The sequence below is a fragment of the Sporosarcina sp. UB5 genome, assembly GCF_050859005.1.
Lineage (GTDB): Bacteria > Bacillota > Bacilli > Bacillales_A > Planococcaceae > Sporosarcina.
Genome location: NZ_CP125984.1, coordinates 2503576 through 2528680, shown reverse-complemented (window position 1 = coordinate 2528680; position 25105 = coordinate 2503576). Strand labels below are relative to the sequence as shown.

At 42.1% G+C, this 25105-nt stretch carries 25 protein-coding genes; 7 read left to right on the top strand and 18 right to left on the bottom strand.

Features of this window, described 5'->3' with window-relative positions; genetic code table 11:
- Positions 1-22: 22 nt before the first annotated feature.
- The 3 genes from QM454_RS12725 to QM454_RS12715 form a co-directional block, all read right to left on the bottom strand.
- Positions 23-2212 (bottom strand): peptidoglycan D,D-transpeptidase FtsI family protein, encoded by a 2190-nt coding sequence (locus QM454_RS12725; RefSeq protein WP_432358596.1) that lies wholly within the window; start codon positions 2210-2212, stop codon positions 23-25.
- A 341-nt stretch (positions 2213-2553) separates the two neighbouring features.
- On the bottom strand, positions 2554-3153 hold the full coding sequence (gene sodA, locus QM454_RS12720; RefSeq protein WP_432358594.1) for a superoxide dismutase SodA: 600 nt from the start codon (positions 3151-3153) through the stop codon (positions 2554-2556).
- Between the two features lie 133 nt (positions 3154-3286).
- Positions 3287-4918, bottom strand: coding sequence for a Na/Pi cotransporter family protein (locus QM454_RS12715; RefSeq protein ID WP_432358592.1), 1632 nt, complete (start codon positions 4916-4918; stop codon positions 3287-3289).
- Between the two features lie 202 nt (positions 4919-5120).
- On the opposite strand from QM454_RS12715, the gene QM454_RS12710 reads away from it, so the two are divergent.
- The 4 genes from QM454_RS12710 (at position 5121) to QM454_RS12695 (ending at position 7790) form a co-directional block, all read left to right on the top strand.
- On the top strand, positions 5121-5624 hold the full coding sequence (locus QM454_RS12710) for a DUF1189 family protein (RefSeq protein ID WP_432358590.1): 504 nt from the start codon (positions 5121-5123) through the stop codon (positions 5622-5624).
- 45 nt (positions 5625-5669) lie between these two features.
- Complete coding sequence (locus tag QM454_RS12705) at positions 5670-5996, top strand: hypothetical protein (RefSeq protein WP_432358588.1); 327 nt, start codon at positions 5670-5672, stop codon at positions 5994-5996.
- An 89-nt stretch (positions 5997-6085) separates the two neighbouring features.
- On the top strand, positions 6086-7213 hold the full coding sequence (ispG, locus tag QM454_RS12700) for a flavodoxin-dependent (E)-4-hydroxy-3-methylbut-2-enyl-diphosphate synthase (RefSeq protein WP_432358586.1): 1128 nt from the start codon (positions 6086-6088) through the stop codon (positions 7211-7213).
- Positions 7206-7790, top strand: a complete 585-nt coding sequence (locus QM454_RS12695) for a 5' nucleotidase, NT5C type (protein WP_432358585.1) — start codon at positions 7206-7208, stop codon at positions 7788-7790. The genes ispG and QM454_RS12695 overlap by 8 nt, the downstream gene beginning before the upstream one ends.
- A 31-nt stretch (positions 7791-7821) precedes the next feature.
- Here the strand turns inward: QM454_RS12695 and QM454_RS12690 are convergent, their stop codons facing one another.
- Genes QM454_RS12690 through QM454_RS12680 form a run of 3 tightly spaced genes read right to left on the bottom strand, consistent with a single transcriptional unit; the run spans position 7822 to position 9868 of the window.
- Positions 7822-8238 (bottom strand): Fur family transcriptional regulator, encoded by a 417-nt coding sequence (locus QM454_RS12690; RefSeq protein ID WP_432358584.1) that lies wholly within the window; start codon positions 8236-8238, stop codon positions 7822-7824.
- Positions 8235-9101: a metal ABC transporter permease gene (locus QM454_RS12685; RefSeq protein ID WP_432358582.1), complete on the bottom strand. Its 867-nt coding sequence runs from the start codon at positions 9099-9101 to the stop codon at positions 8235-8237. Before QM454_RS12685 ends, QM454_RS12690 begins: the two co-directional genes overlap by 4 nt.
- Positions 9102-9103: 2 nt before the next feature.
- Positions 9104-9868, bottom strand: coding sequence for a metal ABC transporter ATP-binding protein (locus QM454_RS12680; RefSeq protein ID WP_432358580.1), 765 nt, complete (start codon positions 9866-9868; stop codon positions 9104-9106).
- Positions 9869-9981: 113 nt separating this feature from the next.
- On the opposite strand from QM454_RS12680, the gene QM454_RS12675 reads away from it, so the two are divergent.
- The gene (locus QM454_RS12675; protein WP_432358578.1) at positions 9982-10227 is read left to right on the top strand and encodes a hypothetical protein; all 246 of its coding nucleotides are present in this window, start codon (positions 9982-9984) and stop codon (positions 10225-10227) included.
- 51 nt (positions 10228-10278) lie between these two features.
- Here the strand turns inward: QM454_RS12675 and QM454_RS12670 are convergent, their stop codons facing one another.
- Complete coding sequence (locus tag QM454_RS12670) at positions 10279-11166, bottom strand: deoxyribonuclease IV (protein WP_432363999.1); 888 nt, start codon at positions 11164-11166, stop codon at positions 10279-10281.
- Between the two features lie 7 nt (positions 11167-11173).
- The gene (locus QM454_RS12665) at positions 11174-12475 is read right to left on the bottom strand and encodes a DEAD/DEAH box helicase (RefSeq protein ID WP_432358576.1); all 1302 of its coding nucleotides are present in this window, start codon (positions 12473-12475) and stop codon (positions 11174-11176) included.
- Between the two features lie 112 nt (positions 12476-12587).
- On the opposite strand from QM454_RS12665, the gene vrrA reads away from it, so the two are divergent.
- Together vrrA and QM454_RS12655 are read left to right on the top strand one after the other, a co-directional pair.
- Positions 12588-13010 carry a VrrA/YqfQ family protein gene (gene vrrA, locus QM454_RS12660; RefSeq protein ID WP_432358574.1) on the top strand — a complete coding sequence of 141 codons (423 nt, stop codon included), beginning with the start codon at positions 12588-12590 and terminating at the stop codon, positions 13008-13010.
- 64 nt (positions 13011-13074) lie between these two features.
- On the top strand, positions 13075-14052 hold the full coding sequence (locus tag QM454_RS12655) for a 4-hydroxy-3-methylbut-2-enyl diphosphate reductase (protein WP_432358572.1): 978 nt from the start codon (positions 13075-13077) through the stop codon (positions 14050-14052).
- Positions 14053-14130: 78 nt separating this feature from the next.
- Here the strand turns inward: QM454_RS12655 and QM454_RS12650 are convergent, their stop codons facing one another.
- The 10 genes from QM454_RS12650 to QM454_RS12605 form a co-directional block, all read right to left on the bottom strand.
- Positions 14131-15249 (bottom strand): Nif3-like dinuclear metal center hexameric protein, encoded by a 1119-nt coding sequence (locus tag QM454_RS12650; RefSeq protein WP_432358571.1) that lies wholly within the window; start codon positions 15247-15249, stop codon positions 14131-14133.
- Positions 15246-15944, bottom strand: a complete 699-nt coding sequence (locus QM454_RS12645; protein ID WP_432358569.1) for a tRNA (adenine(22)-N(1))-methyltransferase — start codon at positions 15942-15944, stop codon at positions 15246-15248. Before QM454_RS12645 ends, QM454_RS12650 begins: the two co-directional genes overlap by 4 nt.
- 109 nt (positions 15945-16053) lie before the next feature.
- Positions 16054-16437: a c-type cytochrome gene (locus tag QM454_RS12640; protein ID WP_432358567.1), complete on the bottom strand. Its 384-nt coding sequence runs from the start codon at positions 16435-16437 to the stop codon at positions 16054-16056.
- Between the two features lie 196 nt (positions 16438-16633).
- On the bottom strand, positions 16634-17773 hold the full coding sequence (locus tag QM454_RS12635; protein ID WP_432358565.1) for an acyl-CoA dehydrogenase family protein: 1140 nt from the start codon (positions 17771-17773) through the stop codon (positions 16634-16636).
- Between the two features lie 85 nt (positions 17774-17858).
- Complete coding sequence (locus QM454_RS12630) at positions 17859-18272, bottom strand: hypothetical protein (protein WP_432358563.1); 414 nt, start codon at positions 18270-18272, stop codon at positions 17859-17861.
- Positions 18273-18349: 77 nt separating this feature from the next.
- A complete protein-coding gene (gene rpoD, locus QM454_RS12625) occupies positions 18350-19522 on the bottom strand; it encodes an RNA polymerase sigma factor RpoD (RefSeq protein WP_432358561.1) in 1173 nt (390 codons plus the stop codon).
- Positions 19523-19557: 35 nt separating this feature from the next.
- A complete protein-coding gene (gene dnaG, locus QM454_RS12620; RefSeq protein ID WP_432358560.1) occupies positions 19558-21366 on the bottom strand; it encodes a DNA primase in 1809 nt (602 codons plus the stop codon).
- A gap of 193 nt (positions 21367-21559) precedes the next feature.
- Positions 21560-22375: a pyruvate, water dikinase regulatory protein gene (locus QM454_RS12615; RefSeq protein WP_432358558.1), complete on the bottom strand. Its 816-nt coding sequence runs from the start codon at positions 22373-22375 to the stop codon at positions 21560-21562.
- 40 nt (positions 22376-22415) lie between these two features.
- The gene (locus QM454_RS12610; protein ID WP_432358556.1) at positions 22416-23054 is read right to left on the bottom strand and encodes a helix-turn-helix transcriptional regulator; all 639 of its coding nucleotides are present in this window, start codon (positions 23052-23054) and stop codon (positions 22416-22418) included.
- Positions 23055-23669: 615 nt separating this feature from the next.
- The gene (locus QM454_RS12605) at positions 23670-24377 is read right to left on the bottom strand and encodes a DUF5694 domain-containing protein (RefSeq protein WP_432358554.1); all 708 of its coding nucleotides are present in this window, start codon (positions 24375-24377) and stop codon (positions 23670-23672) included.
- Positions 24378-25105 lie beyond the last annotated feature (728 nt).

Genomic DNA, 25105 nt, shown 5'->3' with positions numbered 1-25105 from the left:
CTAAGCGACGTGGCAGCTTTTCTCACTTCTCATCCTTTTCTTTTTCCGTTTCAAATCGGCGATCTATTTTATGATCAGTCGTTTCAGGAGCATTAGCCTTCTCCCGTTCCTCTTTCAAATCAAAATAGATGTCCAATGAGGTTCTGACAATCTCACTCATTGCCCTGCTTTGGGTACGGTAATTGCTTCGGTCCGTCGAAGCGTACGGAATGACAACCGCATAAGCCACTTCTGGGTTCTCTGCTGGGGCAAATCCGACATGCGTCAAGTTAATAGACGCCATCCCATATTTACTTCTGTCATGCCCATAATAAGAAGTTTGGGCAGTACCCGTTTTTCCGGCAGCCGTATACGATGCGCCGTTAAATAGATTTGGCGCGGTTCCATTCGGTCCGTAATACACGTACTGCATCCCTTTTTTAACTTGTTCAATCTCTTTTTCCGTATTGTTAATGCGATTTAGCACTTTCACTTCCGTCTCCTGCAACAAAGCACCAAGCGTTTCACCATCTTTGGACGGTTCCCTTATTTCCTTTAACACTTTCGGTGCAACTCGGTATCCGCCGTTCGCTACAGTCGATACGTATTGAGCAAGTTGCAGCGGAGTGTACGTGTCAAATTGACCGATTGCAAAGTCAAGCAACTTACCAGAACGTGTATCCGTTCCTGTGACACCTGAATACTCTCCTGGCAAATCGATTCCCGTTTTCACCCCTAAGCCAAAGGAGGCGTACGCGTTACGAAGCCTATCGAATCCAGCGAGGTCAATTGGAAGAGCCTTATAAGGTCTGTATACTGCGTTTCCTAATGAAATGGCGATTTGGAACATATAAACGTTAGAAGACCTCCCGAGCGCTGTTATATCGTCGACAGCTACCCGGCCGTTCTGATTGAAAAGGGATCGTTTAGGTAAACCAGCAATATTCATCGGTTCGTCGATTTTCACTTCTCCGACCGACAACACCCCTTCGCTATACCCAGTCAAAACAGTCGCCATCTTAACAGTCGAACCGGCTTCATAGGCAGACGTAAATGTTCCGTAAGCATAATCCCGCACTTCCCATCTTCCAGAATCCTCATCTTTCACTACTCGTTTCCCTACTAATGAAAGCAATTCCCCATTATTCGGGTCCATCATGACGAGAAATGCACTGTCGAGCAAACCAGATCTCGAGTCCTTCTTCAATTCGAGAAGCTTTTCTGAGAGCAGTTCCTCTAATGATTCCTGCAAGTCACTGTCCATCGATAAAACGAGATCCTTGCCTGGTTCCCCTTCCCTTACCGTTTTAGTTTCAATGACACGTCCAGTTCGATCCTTCACATTTTTCACGATCGTCTTTTGCCCTTTTAACAACTCTTCATAATATTGTTCGAAATAGCTCCGTCCAATCCGGTCATTCCTTGAATAATCTCTAGCTAAATAATAGTCAAGATGGCTCCGTGGAATCCCTTCTATCGGACTTGTCATCGTTCCGAGGATCGTACTACTAGAGAATTTCACTCGATCCCAATCGGTTGTCGTATTGACCCCCTTGAAATCGTCCAACCGTTCCGATACGGCTGCAAACTCTTCTTCTGTAACATTTCCACTCTTTATTATTTGAGGGGAGTACGCATACCCCGACATCATTTCTCGATAGATAGCAAGCACTTCGAGTTCATGTTCTGTAAATGAATTTAACTCTTCGTCCGTAATTCTTTCACGCGTCAATCGATTCACTTCGCGTTGGATATCATGTTTAGAAACAGTTCCGTCTTTGGCAATTTCCTTCAGTTCTTCAGCACTGACTTTCGCTTTTGCTTCTTCGGGATTCAATAAAATCCAGAAATCGCGCTTATCGCCAATTGTGACCCTTTTTGTATCCTGATGAATTAATTTAGAAAGTTCTTCCGCGATCTCCAACATTTCCCGCGACGTTGTTGAACTCGTTTTCGTATAGGTTATGGCATTCATAGGTTTATTGTCGACGAGGACCTTTCCTGTCCTGTCATAAATTCGGCCACGAGGAACACTTGTGTTTACTGCAATTTCCTCGGTCCTCTCCAATAGTCTCGTATAATCTTCGCCTTTGACGATTTGTAAGTACCCAAGTCGAAAAATGAGCAAAGAAAAGAGGATGAAGATCGAGAAGAAAAGAAGATTCATCCTGAAGGCAATATGTTTACGTTGACGAATTTTTGCTTGGTCCACTTTTCGCATCGGCTTTTTCATATGTATTCCCCTTACTTAATTAGTTCAGATTGAATTATAGCATTCTAAACATAAAAAGCATATATCCTGACGAACAGGATATATGCTTCAGCCTGTTGACAAACGCTCGCATCCGTTGTTGCTCGTGTCGCTCGTCCGCTCATGAACTTTAGTTCTATTCGCGTCTTCGCTCCACTTCGCGCCTAGGCTGACAAGCGTTTTCAATCAGGCTGAGGAAATTCCTGCCCATTACTATTTTCCTAAAAAAGAGTGTAGACAAAGTCAAAGAACGACTTTGTCTACACTCTGAATCATATATCCTGACGAACAGGATATATGATTGGTTGCATTATAATCGATTATTAACCGAAGTTTTTAGCGACCTCGTCCCAATTTACTACGTTCCAAAATGCAGAAACGTAATCTGGACGTCTGTTTTGGTAGTTCAAGTAGTATGCATGCTCCCAAACGTCAAGCCCAAGAACTGGAGTCTTCCCTTCCATTAATGGGGAATCTTGGTTAGGAGTTGACATAATTTCAAGCTCTCCGTTATTCGAAACGAGCCAAGCCCATCCTGAACCAAAGCGAGTTGCAGCCGCTTTTGCAAATTCCTCTTTGAAAGCTTCAAAGCTACCAAATTTCTTATCAATTGCTTCAGCAAGTGCGCCCGTTGGATTCCCGCCGCCGTTTGGTGAAAGGATATTCCAGAAGAACGTATGGTTCGCATGACCGCCCCCATTGTTACGGACAGCCGTACGGATGTTTTCCGGAACAGCATCCAAATCGGAAATAAGCTCTTCAATAGATTTGGAAGCCAAATCTGCATGCCCTTCCAATGCATTATTCACGTTTGTCACATACGTATTGTGATGCTTCGTGTGATGGATGTTCATCGTTTCTTTGTCGATGTGAGGCTCCAATGCATCGTATGCATATGGTAGTTCTGGTAATTTGTAAGCCATTTGTCCATTCCTCCTCGATTGATTCATAATTTACCCTACACTTTTAACATTATCAAAATTAAGTAGGTCATTCAATTGAAATGAATTATATGGGAACAACCAGTGGAAAAATTCCACTGGTTGAACATTCCCTTTATACGCGTCTGCCTAATATCGCTTCTGCAATGTTTACAGCATGATCGCCAATACGTTCTAGATTCGATACGATGTCGACAAAAACCATTCCCGCTTGCGCAGAACAATGTCCTTCATTTAAGCGGACAATATGGTTTTTCCTAAATTTACGTTCCATTTTATCGATTAACGCTTCTTGTTCAGCAACTTCTTTCGCCAACTCAACATCATTCATGTCAAGTGAGCGTATTGCTTTATCGACAGTGGCAATTGTCAACGTAAACATTTCGGTCAAATCATTCATTGCATCTTCGGTTAATTTCACTCGGTTCACTTCTCTGAAATCGATTAATTCTATAATGTTTTCGAAGTGATCTCCAATCCGTTCAATATCTCGAACCGTGTCCATAAGCATGACGTGCCTTGCAGATTCAACTGGAGAAATATTGACGGCAGAAATATCGACGAGATAATCTGTAATTTTTCGATCGAGATTATTAATTGCATCCTCAATTTGATATGCAGTTTCGGCATTGCGCTTATTGCTCGTTTTTAAGTATTCGTAAGTCTCTTGTAAACCTTGAACTGCGAAATCACCCATCCTAATAATTTCTTCCTTCGCTTGTCCAATTGCGACTGAAGGAGACTGGTTAATGAAATTCGGATCCAAATGTTTTGGTTTGTATTCAATTGTAACATCTTTGCCGGGAATTACTTTCGTTACAAGCAACGCCCAAGCGCCGATTAATGGAAATTGTATAACAGTATTTATCACGTTGAATGTACCGTGAGCAAATGCGATTTGCATTTTATTCTCTAAAGCAAGAAGGCCGGAAATCCACTCAACGTAAAGTGTAAACGGATATAGAAGAATCATGAATACGACTGTACCGACAACGTTGAAAAGGACATGTGCCGCTGCTGCTCTTCTTGCTGCAACAGATGCACCGATTGACGCAAGAACGGCTGTGATTGTCGTTCCAATATTATCACCAAACAGGATTGGTAAAGCAGCTTGCAACGATACAAGATTTTCTGCATACAATCCTTGCAATATCCCGACTGTCGCACTAGAGCTTTGGACGATAAGTGTAAAAACAGTTCCCGCCACGACTCCGAGCACTGGATGCTCCGCCATCGAAACAGTAAAATCAGAAAATACTTCCAACGATCTTAGCGGTTTCATCCCTGCACTCATTAGTTCTAACCCAAGAAATAGACCACCAAAGCCGAAAACGACCTCTCCTAAATTCTTTACGGAATTCTTTTTAAAGAAGAAAATAAGAACTGCGCCTAGCGCCATAATTGGTAATGCGTAAGCACCTACATCTAGACCGATAATAAATGCTGTAATTGTCGTTCCAATATTCGCACCCATAATGACACCGATTGCCTGGCGTAAAGTCATAAAGCCGGCACTCACCAATCCGACCGTAATGACAGTTGTACCTGAACTCGACTGAATGAGCACTGTTACGATAATCCCGACAAGCACACCCATAAACGGGTTTGTCGTAAAGCGATCCAAGATGCTCCGCAGTCTGTCCCCTGCCGCTTTTTGCAACCCATCTCCCATATACTTTATGGCGAATAGGAAGATACCAAGACCTCCTACAAATTGAAAAATCAATTCCTGCCAATTCACTTCCATTACATTGTATACCTCCATCACGCGTTATGTATTAGCATACTTATTATGTTGACTTTATTAACGAATTGTAAATAGAAGTGGAACAATCTTTACATTCCCTTAACAATCCAGCTTAAAAATGTCATACTTCTGTCGAAATTGGAATCCACCCTTCCTCATTCTGGACATGTTAGACTAATTAGTAAGTAAAGGAGGTCCCATTTTGAAGCTCCATCAATTATTTTCGGCATCGGTCCGTGACCCGAAAAAACTAGCAGCATTCCGACTGCTTCCAATTGGTCGGGTAATCCGTTATGCCTTCCTATTCATCTTAATTATGACATTAATTTCATTCACCCGCTTCCTAATTGGTGATACCGATTTGTTCGAGACTTCCCTTGAGATTACGGAGTATGGTGAGGCAATTGGCGCACTCATTTATCCTATGGCGTTTATTTTCCAATTCATCATTGCAACGTTTTACGTATTTGTTAGAATAAGCATCTTCGCAACGATCGGCATTTGGATTGGCAAATTAATGAGAAGGCGTGTGGAGTATCGTTTTATATGGCGGACAACAGCCATCGCCATTACTATTCCATTGCTGCTAACGATTTTTCTTGATTTCTTTCAAGTTCTTGAAACTTCCGGCATCATCTTATCGTCCCTAATCCATATCGGTTATTTAATCATTGCTCTCAAGTATTATCCAAAGGCGGCTCGATGAATACTTTCCGAATTCCTGCATATTGTGTGGGAAGGGGGAATGTTTATGCGCACTTTATTCGTAGCTGTAATTCTTTTTCTCACCTTTCATATTATCCGGATCGACTTAGGGGATGGGACAATCCCTTTCGCATCATTTTTCGGGAATGATCAACCGTGTGAAGAGATGACAAGTAAAACGATTCATGTGACGACGATTCAAGGCGACACGATTGAGTCCCTGTTTTCAATGTACCCTGATCCTGATATTACATTTGTTGAACGGTTATCAATTTTTTATTCCCTAAATCCACATCTTCGAAACCAAGAAATTATTGGGGGACTAACCGTCGAACTTCCACTGTCGAAAATAGTACGAGATAATTGTAGTTGAAGATGTTTTAAGCTGTACCCTTGTCTTTTCATCTGAATGATTGCTAAAATAGAAGACAGTTATGAGTTTTTTAAGGAGAGAATTTATCCATGAGTGAAATCATTCACAGAGCTAAAACACGTCCAGTCCGAGTCGGCAATTTGACGATCGGAGGAAGTGACGAACTGTTCATCCAAAGTATGACGACGACAAAAACGCATGACGTAGAGGAAACAGTGGAAGAAATTCTACGTCTTGAGGAAGCGGGTTGTCAAATTGTCCGCATAGCTTGTCCAGATGAAAGAGCGGCAAACTCGATTGGCGCCATTAAAAAGCGGATTAACATCCCTCTCGTCGTCGATATCCATTTCGACTATAAGTTAGCATTAATTGCAATTGAACAAGGCGCAGATAAAATACGGATCAATCCGGGCAATATCGGTCGTCAGGAAAAAGTAGAAGCTGTCGTCAAAGCAGCAAAAGAAAAAGGCATTCCAATTAGAATCGGTGTAAATGCCGGCTCACTTGAAAAGCATATACTTAAAAAGTACGGTTATCCGACTGCAGACGGCATGGTCGAAAGTGCTTTGCATCATATTAAAATATTGGAAGATCTCGGTTTTTACGATATTATCGTTTCATTGAAAGCTTCAGATGTTAACTTGGCTGTTGAAGCGTATACGAAAGCTGCAGCTGCATTCGATTATCCACTGCATCTCGGAATAACCGAGTCTGGCACATTGTTTGCTGGATCCATCAAAAGTGCAGCGGGGCTCGGTACATTGCTATCGGCCGGCATCGGGAATACGCTACGTGTTTCATTGAGTGCGGATCCTGTACAGGAAGTGAAAGTGGCACGTGAACTGTTAAAAGTGTTCGGGCTATCTTCCAATGCAGCAACACTTATCTCTTGTCCTACTTGCGGACGTATTGAGATTGATTTAATTTCAATTGCAAATGAAGTTGAGGAATATATATCTACTATAAAAGCGCCTTTAAAAGTCGCAGTTTTAGGCTGTGCGGTGAATGGTCCGGGTGAAGCACGTGAAGCGGATATCGGGATTGCAGGTGCACGTGGCGAAGGCTTGCTCTTCATGAAAGGGAAAACCGTTCGTAAAGTTCCTGAGGAAACGATGGTAGAAGAACTGAAAATTGAAATCGATAAACTTGCGGAAGAGTATTTTGAAAAGAAACGTCAAGAAGAACTGCTTCTTCAAAGCGGAGCTACAAATGAGTAAAATCCGATTTGGCATTGATATCGATGGAACCGTCACATGTCCTACTTCCCTTATTCCACATATTAATGCGCAATTTGGATGCAATCTAACTTTAGACGATATTAAGGAATACGATTTGACGAAAGCTTTCCCGGTTGACGAGAAAGTGTTTTATGAATGGTACCGTCAAGCGGAAAAGAAGATTTACGAAACTTCCCCAGCACAGCAATATGCAAAAGCTATTCTTTCTAATTGGCAGAAGCATTACGAGCTGTATTATATTTCAGCGCGAAATCAGTATGTTACTGAAAGTACGATTAATTGGTTTGAACGGGAATCGATTCCTTATGATCATATCGAGCTAATTGGTAGCCATTATAAGATTGAAACAGCAAAAAAATATAATGTCGATGCGTTTTTTGAAGATAAACATGACAATGCCGTCGACATTCATGAAGAATTAGACATCCCTGTCCTGCTCTTTGACACTCCGTATAACCGCAAACCGATTCCGGAAGGCGTAATACGAGTGACAAATTGGCAGGAAGCTAATAAGTGGATTAAGCAGCTGTTCCCAATTGAAGAAAAAGCAGACTAAAAAAGGAGTAGGGTCATATCCCCTACTCCTTTTATTGTTCCACACATACTGGACATTTTCCGTAAATCTCGAATTTATGCCCTTCGACTTCATAGCCTTTAAGGGTAAACGGAATTGAATCCATTGGACAATGTGCGATATTTCGCGTCTTGCCACATGCCGTGCAAATGAAATGATGATGATGGACGCCATGATCACACTGCATTCTGAAATGCTTCTCACCATTCAACTCAGTCTCTTCCAAAATACCAAGCTCAGAAAAAGTTGTTAAATTGCGGTAGATCGTATCAAAGCTAATGCCAGGATTATCGACAGCCATGAAATTTCGCACTTCCATCGCAGTTAAGTACCGATCATTGTCCGAAAAAAACTCCAAAATAGTCTCCCTATTTTTAGTCCTCTTAAATTGATGCTCCTGCAAAATGCGCCATGCCTCATCAAGCGTCATGCAAATTCCCCCTTTACCTTCCGGGTAGTCTGTTTGCCTTTCATTTTAGTCCAACCTAGCACAAGTAGTAAAATGATTATTGACGTAATGACAATCGTGCCCCCCGGAGCAATATCAAGATGGAATGCGGCAAATAACCCAATAATGACCGATAGCTCCCCGATGACGATTGAATAGAGCAATGCTCCTTTAAAGCTTTTAGCTAACTGTATTGCAGCAGCAACGGGAATCGTCATTAACGAAGAAACGAGCAAGATCCCGACAATCCGCATCGATGCACCGATGACAAGTGCAACGATGATCATGAAAATAATCTGAATGACCTTCCCATTAATGCCCGAAACTTTTGCGTATTCCTTGTCAAATGACAACGCAAATAATTCTTTGTAAAAAAACCGGATAAATGTAATGACGAAGATTGCAATAATAACGATAATCCAAAGATCCTGCCTGCTCACGGCGGAAACAGACCCGAATAAATAGCCAACGAGATCAGATCCAAATCCTTTTGCCAAAGAAATGAAAATTGCTCCGAAACCGATACCTGTTGAAAGGATAATCGGAATCGCGAGCTCCTCAAAATGCTTATAGGCACCTCTCAGTCTTTCGATTAATAATGAACCACCTACTGCACTCGCCATACCTAAATATACTGGATTCAATGCAGAAAAGAGAATTACGGATTGGCTTAAATAAAGGCTTCCCGCAATTCCAGCCAATGCTACGTGGCTTAACGCATCTGCGATGAGTGCCAATCTCCTTACTACGATGAATAAGCCGAGCAATGGAGCTATTACCCCAATGATCAGACCGGATAAAAATGCATTTTGAAGAAATTCATATGTGAATAAAGCGCTGATCAAGGTCATACCCCCTTCTGTTCTTGATGGACACGCCGCACAGGGTGACCGTACCATAATGATATGTCAGCATCATTCATCTTCTTGTAATCCGATTGAATGCCATGGAAGTGAATCGATCGATTTAAGCAAGCTACATGAGTCGCCAGTTCTGTAACAAGGTCAATTTCATGCGTAACGAGCAGTATCGCAATGCCATGTTCACGGTTCAATTCATTGAGCATAGAATAGAACGAAGTTACATTTTTCTGATCGATTCCGACTGTCGGTTCATCCATGATCAATAAATCCGGTTCGCCGACTAACGCTCGTGCTATAAACACACGTTGCTGCTGACCGCCGGACAATTCACCGATATTTTGATTTGCAAATTGCTCCATTTTAACAATCCGCAACGCATTCAATGCTTTTTGCTCATCGAGCTTCGAAAAGCTTTTAAATAATCCTACCTTTCGAGTGAGCCCACTTTTAACGACTTCAAGAACTGTGGCAGGAAAGCCCGAATTGAATGAATTCGATTTTTGTGAGACATATCCGATTCGTTCACGTTGTTTGAAGGAATCTACATTTTCACCAAACAACTTCACTGTACCTTGGTCAGCTTTCAACAAACCTAAAATAATATTAATAAGCGTAGATTTACCGGAGCCATTCGGACCGATAAGTGCCCAGAACTCCCCTTCCTTAACTTCCAATGAAATATTTTCGAGAACGGTGGAATGCTCATATCGAAAATTGACGTTCGTACATTCAATTATCGTATTTGTCATATAGTAAAATCCCTTTCTTTTGAATGAATGTAAACAGGAACGATTACGATTGCTAGTAGAAGTATATAGTAAGAGTCGGTCAGACACAACTATTTAAGAAGGAATGGTGCAATTTGGACTACATGCAAATGTTGAATGAAATAAAGATGAAAAGTGATGAAGAGGCAAAGTTACTTGCCGATGCCTACGGCCTTAAATTAACAATCCATGAAATTAGGGCGCTACGCCCATTGCTTGATGAAATTTCATTCCACTGGCTTTTTACCGGCGTTCCTGAAAGCTTCATCAAAAAAGTGAAGTATGCTGTCGGAGAGAAAAAAGGGGAAGAATTGTTCCGTCAATATTTGGATATGATCTAATTACAAAAATACATCCCGCCAATGGAATTGACCAATTGGCGGGATTTTTAGTTAGACTAATAATAGTTCCCGTTGATTAGCTTGGAATGTTTTTGTTCTTAACATTTTAATTTCATATTCATATGGCGCCTTCTTGTTTTTTGCATCGTTGCCGACGAAAGGCGTTTCAAGAATCTTAGGAATCGACATGAATTCAGGATGGTGTACGATATAGCTAAGCGCATCAAAACCGATATAACCATGCCCAATATTCTCATGACGGTCTTTCATAGCTCCGCGTTCGTTTTTGCTGTCATTGACATGGATGACTGAAATCCTGTCCTTCCCAATGATTTTGTCAAAATCATTTAACACGCCATCGAAGTCATTGACGATATCATAGCCTGCATCGTGGACGTGACACGTATCAAAACAGACGGTTAGTCGCTCATTATTATGAACACCGTCTATAATTTTCGCAATTTCATCGAAATTCCTGCCACATTCACTACCTTTTCCAGCCATCGTTTCAAGTGCAATACGGACATTCGAATCGTCAGCTAGCACTTCGTTCAATCCTTCAATAATTTTAGCAATCCCTTGATCCGCTCCGGCACCAACATGAGCCCCAGGATGCAAGACAATCTGATCTGCCCCAAGAGCTGCTGTCCTTTGAATTTCCGACTGTAGAAAATCGACTCCTAACCGAAATGTCTCCGGCTTCGTCGTATTTCCGATGTTTATAATGTAAGGGGCATGAACGACAATGTTAGAAATGCCGTTCTCTTTCATGTGCAAAAGACCCTCTTCAATATTTAGTTCTTCGATCGGCTTCCTCCGCGTGTTTTGCGGAGCCCCTGTATAAATCATGAACGTATTGGCACCATAACTTAACGCCTCTTCACTGGAACCTAGCAGCATCTTCTTACCGCTCATCGATACATGTGAACCTAGTAACAGTCGTTGCTCATTTGTCATTTCTTCGTTTCAATCTCCTTTCCCTCTTCTTGAATTTCTCTATATCTTTCGCCATTTTCTTTTTATAACCAGGCTTCACCTTTGAAGGCTTGCGTACAAATGATGCTGCTTTACGATCGAGCTCATCCGTCTCTTTAACCCGATTTTTCCGGGCATGACGCTCCTTCACTTCAACCCATTCGCCTTTTTTCACGTCTTCATGGATGAATGGAATGCCCATTTTTTCAATTTGAACAATCTTATCGTCTTCTGAAGGCTCATACATCGTAATCGCGATACCTTCAAGACCCGCACGTGCTGTCCTACCTACTCGGTGAATGAAAAACTCCAAGTCATCTGGCAATTCATAGTTGATGACATGGCTTACACCAGGTATATCAATTCCGCGTGCAGCAAGGTCTGTCGCAACGATATATTGATACTCAAGATCTCGAATTTGTTTCATCATGCGCGTACGTTCACGAGGTGACAAATCGCCATGAATCCTTCCCGCTTTTATACCATGATCAGCTAAGTAATTAGCTACCTCGTCCGCATTTTGTTTCGTGTTTGTAAAGACAATTGCCAAATATGGATTAATCGCATTTAAAATGTGCAAAAGTTTTTTCTTTCGGTCCATGCTTCGAACAGGAACAAGCGAATATTTCATGCCTTCAGTTAACGGCTTTTTATTTCCAATTTGTACATGAATTGGACTTTCCATATATTTAGAAAGAAATGGCTTCAGTTTTTCTGGAATTGTTGCTGAGAATACATACATTTCCAAATTTGTCGGCATTTTCGATGCAAATTTATCGATATCTTCGATGAATCCCATGTCGAATGCCAAGTCAGCTTCATCGATAACTAAAATAGATGCTGTATGAATTGCTAGAGCACCTTCTTCTGCAAGGTCACGAATCCTTCCAGGCGTCCCTACAATGATATGAGGGTTCGATTTCAGCTTGTCGATTGAACGTTGCTTATCCGTTCCTCCGATTAAGAGCGAACTTCTAATACTTGTTTCTGCTGTCATTTTATTCATTTCGTCATATAGCTGCAAAGCGAGTTCTCTCGTCGGTGCGGTAATGACTGCTTGCAATTCTTCTTTCTCTTCATCCAAACGCTCAAGGATTGGAATAAGGAAGCTGTGCGATTTGCCTGTTCCTGTATGGGCTTGTCCGATTGCGTTGGCCCCTTTAAGGATCAACGGAATCATTTCTTTCTGTATTGGTGTCGGGTGTTCAAACCCTAAACGGGCAATAGCCTCCCTAAGAAAAGGTTTAAATTGATAATCTGTAAATTTCGACATTCATATGCCTCCTAACGTATTCTTATTGTAGCATGATTCCGTTCCGCAGTATGTGATTTTCGCATAGTATAGATAGTGAAAGTTCACAATGACCAAATGAAAGGGGTTATCCATGAGGTACGAATCCTTCTATCCGTTCGCACGGACGCAAAACTCGCCGTTTGCAATGAGGCAGCCATTCCAGGGCCAACAGCCGCCACCAACCTTCTCCCATATGCCGAGACAACCTTTTCAAGGGTCTCCGATGGGCAATCGATTCGGCACATCTATGCAAAGTCCATTTCAAAACACGTCTAAAATGGAAATGTACATGCAAACAGCTAATCGGTTTTTAAATACTGCACAACAATATGCGCCACTTGTCCAACAGATTGCACCGATGTTTCAAAACTTGCCTGCAATGTGGAGATTATATAAAGGTTTCCAATCGCTTCCTTCCGCAGGGACTACGGCTTCAGGAGCTGCATCGGCAGGAGCTTCCGCCGCGCAAGCAGGTGCTTCTAATCCGAGGATCTTCCAACCGCCCAAGTTATAATTTTGAAACACACGCCCCACTCCGCTATAATAGATACAGATCCCTTTAGAGGAGTGTGGAGTAAATGAAAGTAAAGAAGATTTCCCCGCGCGGCTATTGTTACGGGGTTGTCGATGCAATGGTCATAGCGAGAAATGCAGCGCTCGACAAAACTTTGCCGAGACCTATTTATATATTAGGCATGATTGTTCATAATAAACATGTTACAGACGCATTTGAGGCAGATGGTATTATTACATTAGATGGAGAGAACCGGTTGGAGATCCTTGAAAAAGTAGAAACCGGAACTGTCATTTTCACTGCCCACGGCGTATCGCCAGAAGTAAGGGAGCTAGCTAAACGTAAAGGACTCGTTTCCATTGACGCAACATGCCCAGATGTAACCGTCACTCACGACCTAATTGAGGAAAAGGCTGCTGAAGGTTACGATATCATTTATATCGGAAAGAAGTACCATCCCGAGCCTGAAGGAGCGATCGGTGTAGCGCCACATGCCGTCCATCTAATTGAAACACTTGAAGATGTCGATGAGCTTGAGTTGAATAACGACAAACTTCTTGTCACAAATCAGACAACAATGAGCCAATGGGATGTAGCCCATATTATGGATGCACTAAAAGAGAAGTTTCCTCATATTGAAGTACACAAGGAAATTTGCCTTGCTACTCAAGTAAGGCAAGAAGCAGTTGCAGAACAGGCAGGAGAAGCGGATTTACTAATCGTTGTAGGAGATCCGAAAAGCAATAACTCTAACCGGTTAACTCAGGTGTCTGTTGAAATTGCAAATACGCCTTCCTATAGAATTTCGGATGTTTCCGAGATTAATATTGATTGGCTGCAAGGTGTTGAAACGGTTGCAGTTACAGCTGGAGCATCTACGCCGACGTTAATTGTCCGTGAAGTAATTAGTTTCTTGGAAAGCTTCGATCCAGAAGACCCTGCAACTCATGTTCCAGAACGCAAATTCAAATTGGAGCGAATCTTGCCGAAAATCAAGAATCCTGAGCCGGTCAAGCGAATCGAACCGTATACAGTGAAGTAAAACTTCACTTAGAATACTAGTATCGTAATGAAAGGGCTGTTCCGTTGTCGTTAATCGACTGGAACAGCCCTCTTTTATTCAAATGAATCGAAATGGCTCGGTGTCGATTTCCGATTCAATGATTGAAACATCGTACCTTTTTTCGTGGCACACTTTTGCCATATACGTTGCGACCCCTTCAATCATCACTTTTTCCACATGATGACCTGGATCGACGATGGCAAGATTCATCAGCTCCGCCTCCTGGGCAGTATGGAAGTCCATATCGCCGGTAACGAACACGTCTGCTCCTTTTCGCTTTGCTGCCTTTATATATTTACTACCACTGCCACCAAGGACTGCGATCTTACGGACGGGCTTTGACGGATCTCCAACAATTCTAACAGCCGGAACGTCCAGAGCCTTTTTGACGAATTGAGCGAACTCCTTAAGCTCCATAGCATCTTTTAAGTCCCCTACTCTACCAAGACCATATTCTTCCGTCCGTTGATCGAGAACAAAAAAGTCATACGCAGGTTCTTCATACGGATGAGCTGCCAACATCGATTTCAGCACTTTTGATCGTAACGGACCTGGTAGCACGACTTCAATACGTTCTTCAGCAACTTCTTCCATTTTCCCAACTTCCCCAATAAACGGATCGGCACCTGCTGACGGGGTAAACCGTCCTATTCCAGTAGAAGTGAAACTACATCCTGCATACTCCCCGATTGCACCTGCTCCTGAGCGTGCCAATACTTCACGTAATTGATCCGCATGCTCAACCGGGCAAAATACCGCCAATTTATAGAGTGGATCGGAAATTGTCGGCTCCATCACTTCGATGTTTTCAAGACCGAGACGAGATGCGAGTAAATCATTCACTCCACCAGGAGCGACGTCAAGATTTGTATGTGCTGCATAGACGGAAATGTCATGTTTAATGCATTTTTCGATAAGTCTCCCTTGAGGTGTATCTGTCCAAATATGTTTCATCGGGCGAAATATGGGTGGATGGTGTGCAATGATCAAATTAGCACCTTTTTCGATTGCTTCATCTACGACCGCTTCGTTAACATCCAGTGTAATAATGACCTTTTCAACTAGACGGTTCAACTGGCCGATATGCAATCCGACAGGATCCCAATCTTCTGCAAATCGTTTTGGCGACCATTGTTCAAAAAGGTTAATAACTTCATACCCATTTACTTTCTTCAACGTGTCAATATCCCTCCGACCAACTCGATTTTCTTCCGTAATAATTCTTTTTTTTCATTGATTTCATTCGTGCTTTCCGCATTTTCCAAAAATGTGAGAACCCGTTTCCATTCATCAGATTCACGCTTCCATTTTTCAATGAAAACATCAGATTTTTGCTTTAGTAGAAAAGGTCCAACGAGCATTTCGAGCTCGTCATATTCTGCATGCCCCTTTTCAAGGACAATAATTTCATATATTTTGTTGTCTTCTTTCAAAATATGCTCGTCCACAATTTTCCACTCATTTTGTACGGCCCACTCGCGGATTGAAGATGCATGAATATTTGGTTGGGCAATAATCCGTTTGACATTGTGTAGCTTCTCGTTGCCATCGCTTAAAATAGAAGCGATCAACGGCCCACCCATTCCAGCGATGGTAACAGTATCAACTCGATCACTGTCATGAACAGCTTCTAGCCCGTTCCCCATTCGGACGGTAATTTCATCCGTAAGTCCTTTCTTACGGACATTTTTCACTGCGGATTCATACGGACCTTTTACAACTTCCCCAGCAATTGCTTTAGTAATTTTTCCTGCCTTCACTAAATAACACGGCAAATAAGCATGATCGCTTCCAATATCAGCGAGGATGGCTCCTTCCTCGACAAACGATGCAACCGCTACGAGCCTTAATGATAATTTTTCGGAATTCAATTGATCCCCGCCTTTCCAATATTCCTATTGTAAGCGATTTTCAACATCTTTTCCAGAATTGAAAAAGCCATCGGGACATGTAAGAACAGTTCCGATGGCTTTTAAACTCTTATTTAAGTGATAGGATATACTCTGACAATTGGTCAATTTGCTCGTCTTGGAGCTGGCTTCCGTATGGTGGCATTATACCCGAACCATTTTTAATAACGTCATGAATTTCATCTTGGGACTTTGTCAAACCTACAAGACTTGGTGCCATAGCACTACCAGTCAAGTCACCGCCATGACAAGTAATACATTGTCCTTGAATAAATGACTCAGGATCGAAATCCCCGGATGCAACTGCACCTTGGTTCGTTTCTTCAGTTTTCCCATCCTCATTCGATGCAGCAATTTCTTTTTTCTGATCAAGACCGTATAAGGACAAGAAGAAAATAAGTCCTAATCCTAGCGCGAAAATTAGGATATAAGGCACTACAGGATTGTTTTTCATCGAATTACCCTCCTTCACCAGGATTTATTCTGTAAATGTATATACAGTGCACATCTATTATTGTACTGTATCCCGGTGTAAACTGGAAGAGTTATCACAATATATTTAGCTATTTGTGACAATTTAGACATACTTTCTTCATACCTTTCGGCTACAATGACTGGCTACTCGCGAAACAGACACCCTTTCATTTTGACTAACAACCTAGTTGTCTAGCAATAACCATTCGTTGTACTTCAGATGTCCCTTCGCCGATTTCAAGAAGCTTCGCATCTCTCATATAACGTTCGACTTCATACTCCTTCATATAGCCGTAACCTCCATGAATTTGAATTGCTTCATTGGCAACTTCCATCGCAATTTCTGAAGCATAAAGTTTGCACATGGACGCTTCTTTCGTGAACGGACGTCCTTGATCTTTCAACCAAGCTGCTTTGTAAACCATCGTTCTAGCTAATTCAATTTTCATCGCCATATCAGCAAGCTTGAATTGCGTAATCTGAAATTCGGAAAGCGCCTTGCCAAACTGCTTCCGCTCTTTCGAATACTTCAATGCTCTATCAAAAGCGGCTTGTGCAATCCCTACAGCCATTGCTCCAATTCCAATCCTTCCACCATCCAACGTGACGAGAAACTGCTTAAAGCCATCGCCACGATTGCCAAGAAGGTTCTCTGTTGGGACTCGAACGTTGTCGAGCACTAATTCTGTCGTATTCGACGCATTCAATCCCATCTTTTCATAGTTGTCGATAATCGTGAATCCTTCTACATCTGTCGGCACGATAATGGCACTAATCTCTTTTTTTCCTTCAATATTTCCGGTAATTGCTGTAAGCGCCAAATGTTTCGCATAGCTCGCATTCGTAATGTATACTTTCGATCCATTGATGACAAAATTATTATCTTCTTCTCTTGCAGTCGTCTGCGTCCCCCCGGCGTCAGATCCCGCATTCGGTTCAGTGAGCCCAAATGCGCCGAATGACTCCCCTGTACATATCGGCGTCAAAAATTTTTTCTTCTGCTCCTCCGTTCCAAACAGATGTATCGGCGCACCCCCTAAAGAAATATGAGCAGAGTATGTAATGCCAGTAGAAGCGCACCCTCGGCTCAGCTCTTCAGTTACGATTGCAAAGCTAATTGTATCCGCCCCTGCTCCCCCATACTCTTCAGGGAACGGCAACCCCATCATTCCCATTTCAGAAAGCTGTTTGAATATGTCGATTGGAAATTCCTTTGTCCGATCCCTTTCAATCGCTCCTGGCGCAACGACTTCATCGGAAAACTCCCTGATCATTTTCCTGATCATCTGCTGCTCATCCGTCAAGTCAAAATTCATTCTTCCCATCCCCCTTGTTGTTAACGCTTACATTTTGATTATACCGAAAAGACAGGCATTAAAACAATCTTTCTTTCAAATGTTGCTAGACGATCGATTTCATAATGTAAAAGACTATAAAAACTAAACCCGATGCCCCTGAAATTGTAAAGTATAGCAATTTAAATAGCCTTCCAGCGAATAACCATAATAAACAATTCACAATCAAAATTCCAACCAATAAAAGCGTCTCCCCTGCAAAAAAGACAGACCACAATTTTATTGAACTACCGAGTACTGCAAAAGCAACGACTATGTATACTAACTGGATAAAAAAAGCGCGTGCCTTAAGCTTCTTCTTCTCTTTAAACAAAATAGCTTCCGTAGCATGAATTTCTTGTTCATGATTTCCTTGTGAATATAGCGTAATCAGAAAATCGCAATAATGCTCCGGTAGCAATTTATTTTGTTTCCAATAATTAATTTCGGCGATAATGATCTTTTTTCGCTGAGCATTCATTTCTAATTCGCCCCTAATCATTATTCTTTAAAAGTGAAAACGCATCGGCATAGTAAATATGCCGATGCGGATGATGATCATTCTAAAAAGTCCTTCAATCTCTTACTGCGGGAAGGGTGTCTTAGCTTCCGTAATGCCTTCGCCTCAATTTGACGAATCCGTTCACGGGTTACTCCGAATACTTTCCCTACTTCTTCTAACGTTCTCGTCCTGCCATCATCCAAACCGAAACGTAGACGTAATACGTTTTCTTCCCGGTCTGTCAACGTATCTAATACATCTTCCAACTGTTCTTTCAATAATTCATAGGCAGCATGATCCGATGGTGACTGCGCTTCCGAGTCTTCGATGAAATCCCCTAAGTGAGAATCATCCTCTTCCCCAATAGGTGTTTCAAGCGAAACTGGCTCTTGTGCGATTTTAAGGATTTCCCGCACTTTTTCGGCCGTCAAGTCCATTTCCTCTCCAATTTCTTCAGGAGACGGTTCGCGTCCAAGGTCTTGAAGCAATTGACGCTGTACTCGAATCAGTTTATTAATCGTTTCGACCATATGAACCGGGATTCGGATTGTCCGCGCCTGGTCCGCTATAGCTCGAGTGATTGCCTGTCGAATCCACCATGTCGCATACGTACTAAATTTAAATCCTTTCGTATGGTCGAACTTTTCAACCGCTTTAATAAGACCCATATTCCCTTCCTGAATTAAATCGAGGAACAGCATTCCACGTCCTACATATCTTTTTGCGATACTGACGACGAGGCGGAGGTTGGCTTCTGCTAGCTTTTTCTTAGCATTTTCGCCTTTCTCGACGAGCTCTAGGAGAGCCGGGTCCGGCTTTTTCATTTCAGCCAACTTTTCTTCCGCTTCTACGCCCTCTTTTATGCCAATTGCCAATTTTACTTCTTCGTCTCCGGTTAATAAGTCGACACGGCCGATTTCTTTTAAATACATACGAACAGGGTCATTGATTTTTACTCCTGGAGGAACGCTCAAATCATTCAAGTCGAATTGTTCCTCATCCTTAGCGTTCGCTTCCTCTTCATCCTTGCGTTCCATTTCAATGCCTGCTGCTTCGATTTGGTCAAGGAATTCTTCAAACTGCTCCGGCTCCATCTCGAAAACCGATAATTTCTCGGTCACTTCTTCAAGCGTCAATTCCCCCGCTTTTTTTCCTGCTTCCAATAATCCTGCTTTCACTTCATCTAATGTCATTTCGTGCTCCATTTCTCCTGATTGCTCTTTAGTCATAATACCCGTTCCTCCTTATTTCACCGGAATACGGCTTACATTGCCGATAATGATTTCCGGAGCTGTATAATTTCCCTGGCCAGCTCCAGCGCCCGGGTATGATCGTTCATTTTTTCCGCTTCTTTGGATTCATGCATCATCTCATCAATGCGTCTAATAATCCGATACTTATTAAGATGATGAATACAATCCTCTATTTCCTGCTCAGCAAATTCGGGGTCTCTTTCTAGCATCGCCGCATCCATGACGACTTTGCGAAGCTCACGGTCATCCAAAGACTCAGCGAATCTATGGAAATCAGGAGTGCCGTGCTCTTCATAAAATCCTGCCAACTTTATGAAGATCTCGGCATATTCCTCGCGGAAGAAAAGCTCCTGGTGGTCATCCCGAATTCTGTCGAATAAATTTCCATCATTAAGCAAATGGCATAACAGAAGTCTTTCAGCCCGTTCAATACCCGACATTTTTCTATCGGGTGTAACGGCTGGAACGGCTTGTCCTTCCGGTCGCGTCGTCTTCTCCTGTTTTGCAAGCTTTCCGACCTTTTTCATCAACTGCTCATTGAGAGCACTCGAGGAAACCCCTGTCTCGGACGTCAGTTGTCGAATCATCAAATCCCGTTCAACGGGCGAGACTTTTGGTGCAAGCTCCTCCAACACTTCATGAATATATTGCAATACATCGTTTTCATGCGATAGATTTTTAAACCTTTTGTAATAAGCCATAATGAATGACATATATGTGTGAGGCTTGCCAATTACCTTTTCAGTGAATGATTCCCCACCAAATGTAGAAATATATTCATCCGGGTCCATTCCCCCCGGTAATAAGGCTATTTTTGCATCCAATCCTTTTTGAGTTGATAGGAGTGCAAACCTTTTTGCTGCATCCCATCCAGCATTATCACCATCACAACAAATAATGAGCTGGTTTGCAATACGTTGTAATTTGGTCAAATGGATGTCAGATAAGGATGTACCCATGACCGCAACACTATTCATAATTCCCGCTCGTTCTGCAGCAATCGTGTCCATAAAACCTTCGAACAGTATTACTTTACCCGTTTTACGGACATTAAGACGTGCGTTATGAAAATTATAGAGCAATCGACTCTTTTCAAAAATGGGTGTTTCCGGACTGTTCAAGTATTTCGCTTCTTCTTTCGAATCGGATAATATCCTTCCAGAGAAAGCGACGACATTTCCATTATCGTCATGTAACGGAAACATAATACGTCCACGGAACCTGTCAAAATACCCGGTTCCATCTTTTTTCATGATGCAAAGTCCAGCGTTCTCCATCTCCTTCATATCGAACTTCTTGCTGATCAACAATTGGGTGAGGACTTCACGGTCGTCAAGTGACCATCCTATACCATACTTTTCGATAGACTTGCGGGAAAATCCTCTTTGCTCCAAATAATGTAATGCTTTTTCACCCTCCACTGTATTCAGTAATAAATGACTATAAAAATTGGCAGCAAGCGTATGGGCATCAATCATCTGCTGGAATTCATTTGTCTTCCCACTTTTGAAAGCTTCATTATGGGTTACTTCCAGTTCAATACCTGCACGCCTAGCTAACTTGGAGATAGCTTCCGTGAAAGGACTGTTTTCCATATCCATGACAAACGTAATAGCATTGCCGCCAGCACCGCACCCGAAACAATGAAAAATTTGTTTTTCCTCGGAAACGGAAAAGGATGGCGTATTTTCCCCATGAAATGGGCATAAGCCGAACCAGTTTTTGCCCCGCTTCGTCAATTGGACATATTCACCGACAAGATCGACGATATCCGTTTTGGATCGGATTTCTTCGATTGTCTCTTCTGGAATTTTAGACATCCTATCACCATTTTCTTCATACATACTTCAATTCGATACTGTTTTCATAAATCCTGCTTTTTTCGACAAAAAAATTATGAAACAATCATTTTAGCTTAAAACGCTAATTACTATTGGGACAATAATCTATTGTACACAATCCACAAAAGAAGAACCAACCATTTTTCACTGGGTGGTCCTTCTTTTGTGTATATTATGAATTGTGATTGGCAACTTCGCTTAAAATAAGGTTGGCCGTTTCTTCGACAGCTCGATTCGAGACGTCGATAACAGTACAACCGATTTTGGAAACGACCTTCTCAAAATGTTCCAACTCCTGCTTGATACGTTCAATTCTCGCATAATTCGCGTCATCCTTCAAGCCGAGTGCTATCAATCTTTCTTTTCTGATTGAATTCAGAACGGTTGGGGAGATGACTAAGCCAAAGCATTTCTTTGGGTCTATCCGATACAATTCTTCTGGTGGATCAACTTCCGGCACGAGCGGAACATTTGCAACCTTATACCGGCGATGTGCAAGGTATTGGGATAAGGGCGTCTTCGATGTACGAGATACTCCTACTAAAACGATGTCCGCCTTCAATACACCTCGCGGATCTCGCCCATCGTCATATTTCACGGCAAACTCAATTGCCTCAATTTTTTTGAAATAATCATTGTCCAACTGTCGCACAAGCCCCGGCTCTTCAAACGGTTGCTCGTCAAGTGACGATCCAATTTCTTCGACAATCGGCCCAAGCAGGTCAATACATTGCAAACCATTGTTCCTGCATTCCTCTTTTAGTTTCTTTCGCATACAGCTTTTCACAAGTGTATAAATGATGATAGCATTTTGTCGTTTTGCCAAATATGCAATTTCACGCAATTGAGATTCATCTTCCACATGTGAAAAACGTTTCGTTGAAACCGTTTCAAGATCCTGTCTGAATTGGCTTGCCGCTGCCTTAGCAACTAAATCCGCTGTCTCTCCGACAGAATCGGAAACGATGAACAATGTCAACTTCCTCATTGTATCACTCCTCTTTCAATATGCTCAAAAAGGCAACCGCTCATAATTCATGATCTTCAGCTAGCGATAGAAACGCACGCGTAATATTCGTCTTTGTAATTCTTCCGACGACATCCAGTCCTTCGTCTTTCACCATCACGACAGGAAGTGAGTCGATTTGTTGTTCAATCATTTTCTTTGCGACTTGAATGAGGGAATCCTGTTTTTTGCAATATGTAATATTCGGCATCCTTGTCATAATGACATGGACTGGAATTTTATCCAGTTCTCCGCTACCAAGACTCGTTCGCAATAGATCTTTACGTGATAGTACTCCTGTTAGACAGGAGGACTTGTCTACAACAAACAACGTTCCTACATCTTCAAGAAACATTTGACAGATTGCGTCATACACTGTCACGTTTTCATTGACAACGACAGGAATGGATTGGAAATCACCGACTTTCATTCCAATCATACCATCAGCGACAGATTGGGTCGGTTTTTTCCCAGAATAGAAGTAGCCTACACGCGGCCTTGCATCCAAATAGCCCGCCATTGTCAGGATTGCCAAGTCGGGCCTTATCGTTGCTCTAGCAAGACTTAACCTCTCTGCAATCTGCTCACCAGTAATTGGACCATCCAATTTGACAATTTCAAGGATTTCGGTCTGGCGCTTATTCAATTCCAAATGAATCACCGCCCTAATCGTTCGATAATATATCCTTGATTAGTATAGCATTTTACATTCAGAATTCCTAACTCAATGCCTCTATTTTTCCCTTAGAAGCCAAGAAGCGCGATATGAGTAAAATGTTTGTGGGTGGAATGTAAAAGTTATAGCTTACTACAAACACCATTGATTTCCGTTCCGATCGGACGCTTTCCGCGGGCACGGCTTTAGCCAATCGAACAGCGAAGGGTTCGATTTGCCGTATTTCTGCGCCTTTTGCAGAAATTAAGGCAGCCACATCATGCTCGTAACGCTGCGCTTTTACTCGCAAAAGCCGTTCTTCGTAACGGCTTTCGCTCAGTCCAGGGTCTTCAGCTCGCGCTGTTCCCGCTGGAGTCGCCGATCTGCACTCCAATCAATTGGAATAGTTTTTAACAGGTTGTGTTAAATCATCAAGTTGTTGTTAGTGAAAAAAGGTAGATGCTATAAACACATATTGACAATAGATAAGGCAAGTATAAATGCACAGCATGTCACGCCTGTGCGTCTTTGTACTCGCCTTATATCTTGATATTAATTCCGGTATATTACTTATTCCACAATCGCATTCGATTCTGGAATATCCGAAAAAAAATAATATTTTCAGGTCAGATAAAGAAGGGGTTCAACGACCTCGCAAAGTTCACTTTCCTCAATGAACTTCGTGACAATGGAAGAGTGCCCGATTCCTACGATGAATAGAATGCGTTCCTCCTCGGATTCGATGAGGCGGGATAAGTTGGAAAACATGATCAGATTCCTCTTATACCACCAACTGAGCCAGTTCATCCCAACATAGTGATCGACTTCACCGACGCGTGCAATGTTCAAATGAATTTTATGTAACAGACCAAGGAAGGCTGGCTCATTTAACTCTCTGTAGTAGTCCAGTACAGTTTTATCCTCCGTCCATGCAGGGTATCCCTCGACTCCTGCAAGTATTTCTTTTAACATCTCCGGTTGGTGTGCCTCCGCCCAACTCTGTACTTCACTGAAGCTCAACTCTGGATTCCCCATCCAATCAGTCGGATAGATTTCGTCATGCCCGAGCTCAACGCCCAACCGGAAGCCTACCTGGTAGATTTCATTGATTGGTAATGGAAATGAACCCGATTGATATCGCTTATATTGTTCATTACACGCCTCACTGTCCTTCGGTTCCATTTCAACCGCAATCTTGGTCGGTTTGAATTTTTCTATTTTCAATACCAATTCCTCGATTTCCATTTGCCTTTGATACGCATCCAGCCCCTCGACTTCGGACATATGGAAGCTGCCAAGTATAAGAATTTTCGCCTTTTCCTGATTCAATTTAATTCCCCCTTTTACTAACTCCAATCTATTTACTTAAACTATCTGACACCAATTATTGGATAAAGCCATCTTACCATACGATTGAAATCCGAGAATCAGACCCAAAAAGTATTCTAAACTCGGTCTTAAGGCTTATTAAACTTACCTGCAATTGAAAAAAACAATATTTCGTAAATGCGCATCAACAATATTTTCTATCAAGCGCTCACTTGCAATTAATAAGTTATTCCAATAAAAGACTTTTTTAGTTAAATAAGCGATTTGCTTACGCTTTTAAAGAATAATAAGTTTCTATAATTGGTAATAAACATCTTTCCCCTATCTTTTTTGCTCTTGGAGGGTTATCATCACAACCACGCTTTACAATGTCGAGATGATCGAGGTATATCAGAAAAAGGTAGATACAATATTGATATGCATTTTGGATTGTTTACTAACAAGGCGATATCTGTTGATTGGAGTGCAGAGCGGCGACTCCTGTGGGATATGCGTGTCAGGTGAGACCCCGCAGGAGCACGGTTTTGGCGACGAGGAGGCTCACCGCACGCCCCACGGAAAGCGTCCGCTCGGAACGGAAATCAACATGGCTTTGAAAACATTATTAAAAGGAAAAACATAGGCTGTATTAAATGGGAGTAGCGATATTAATTGCAGAGAAACATGAAGCATGCTACACTAATACAGAATTCAATAGGCGAAGATAGGTCTATGAGTAATGCCACCTA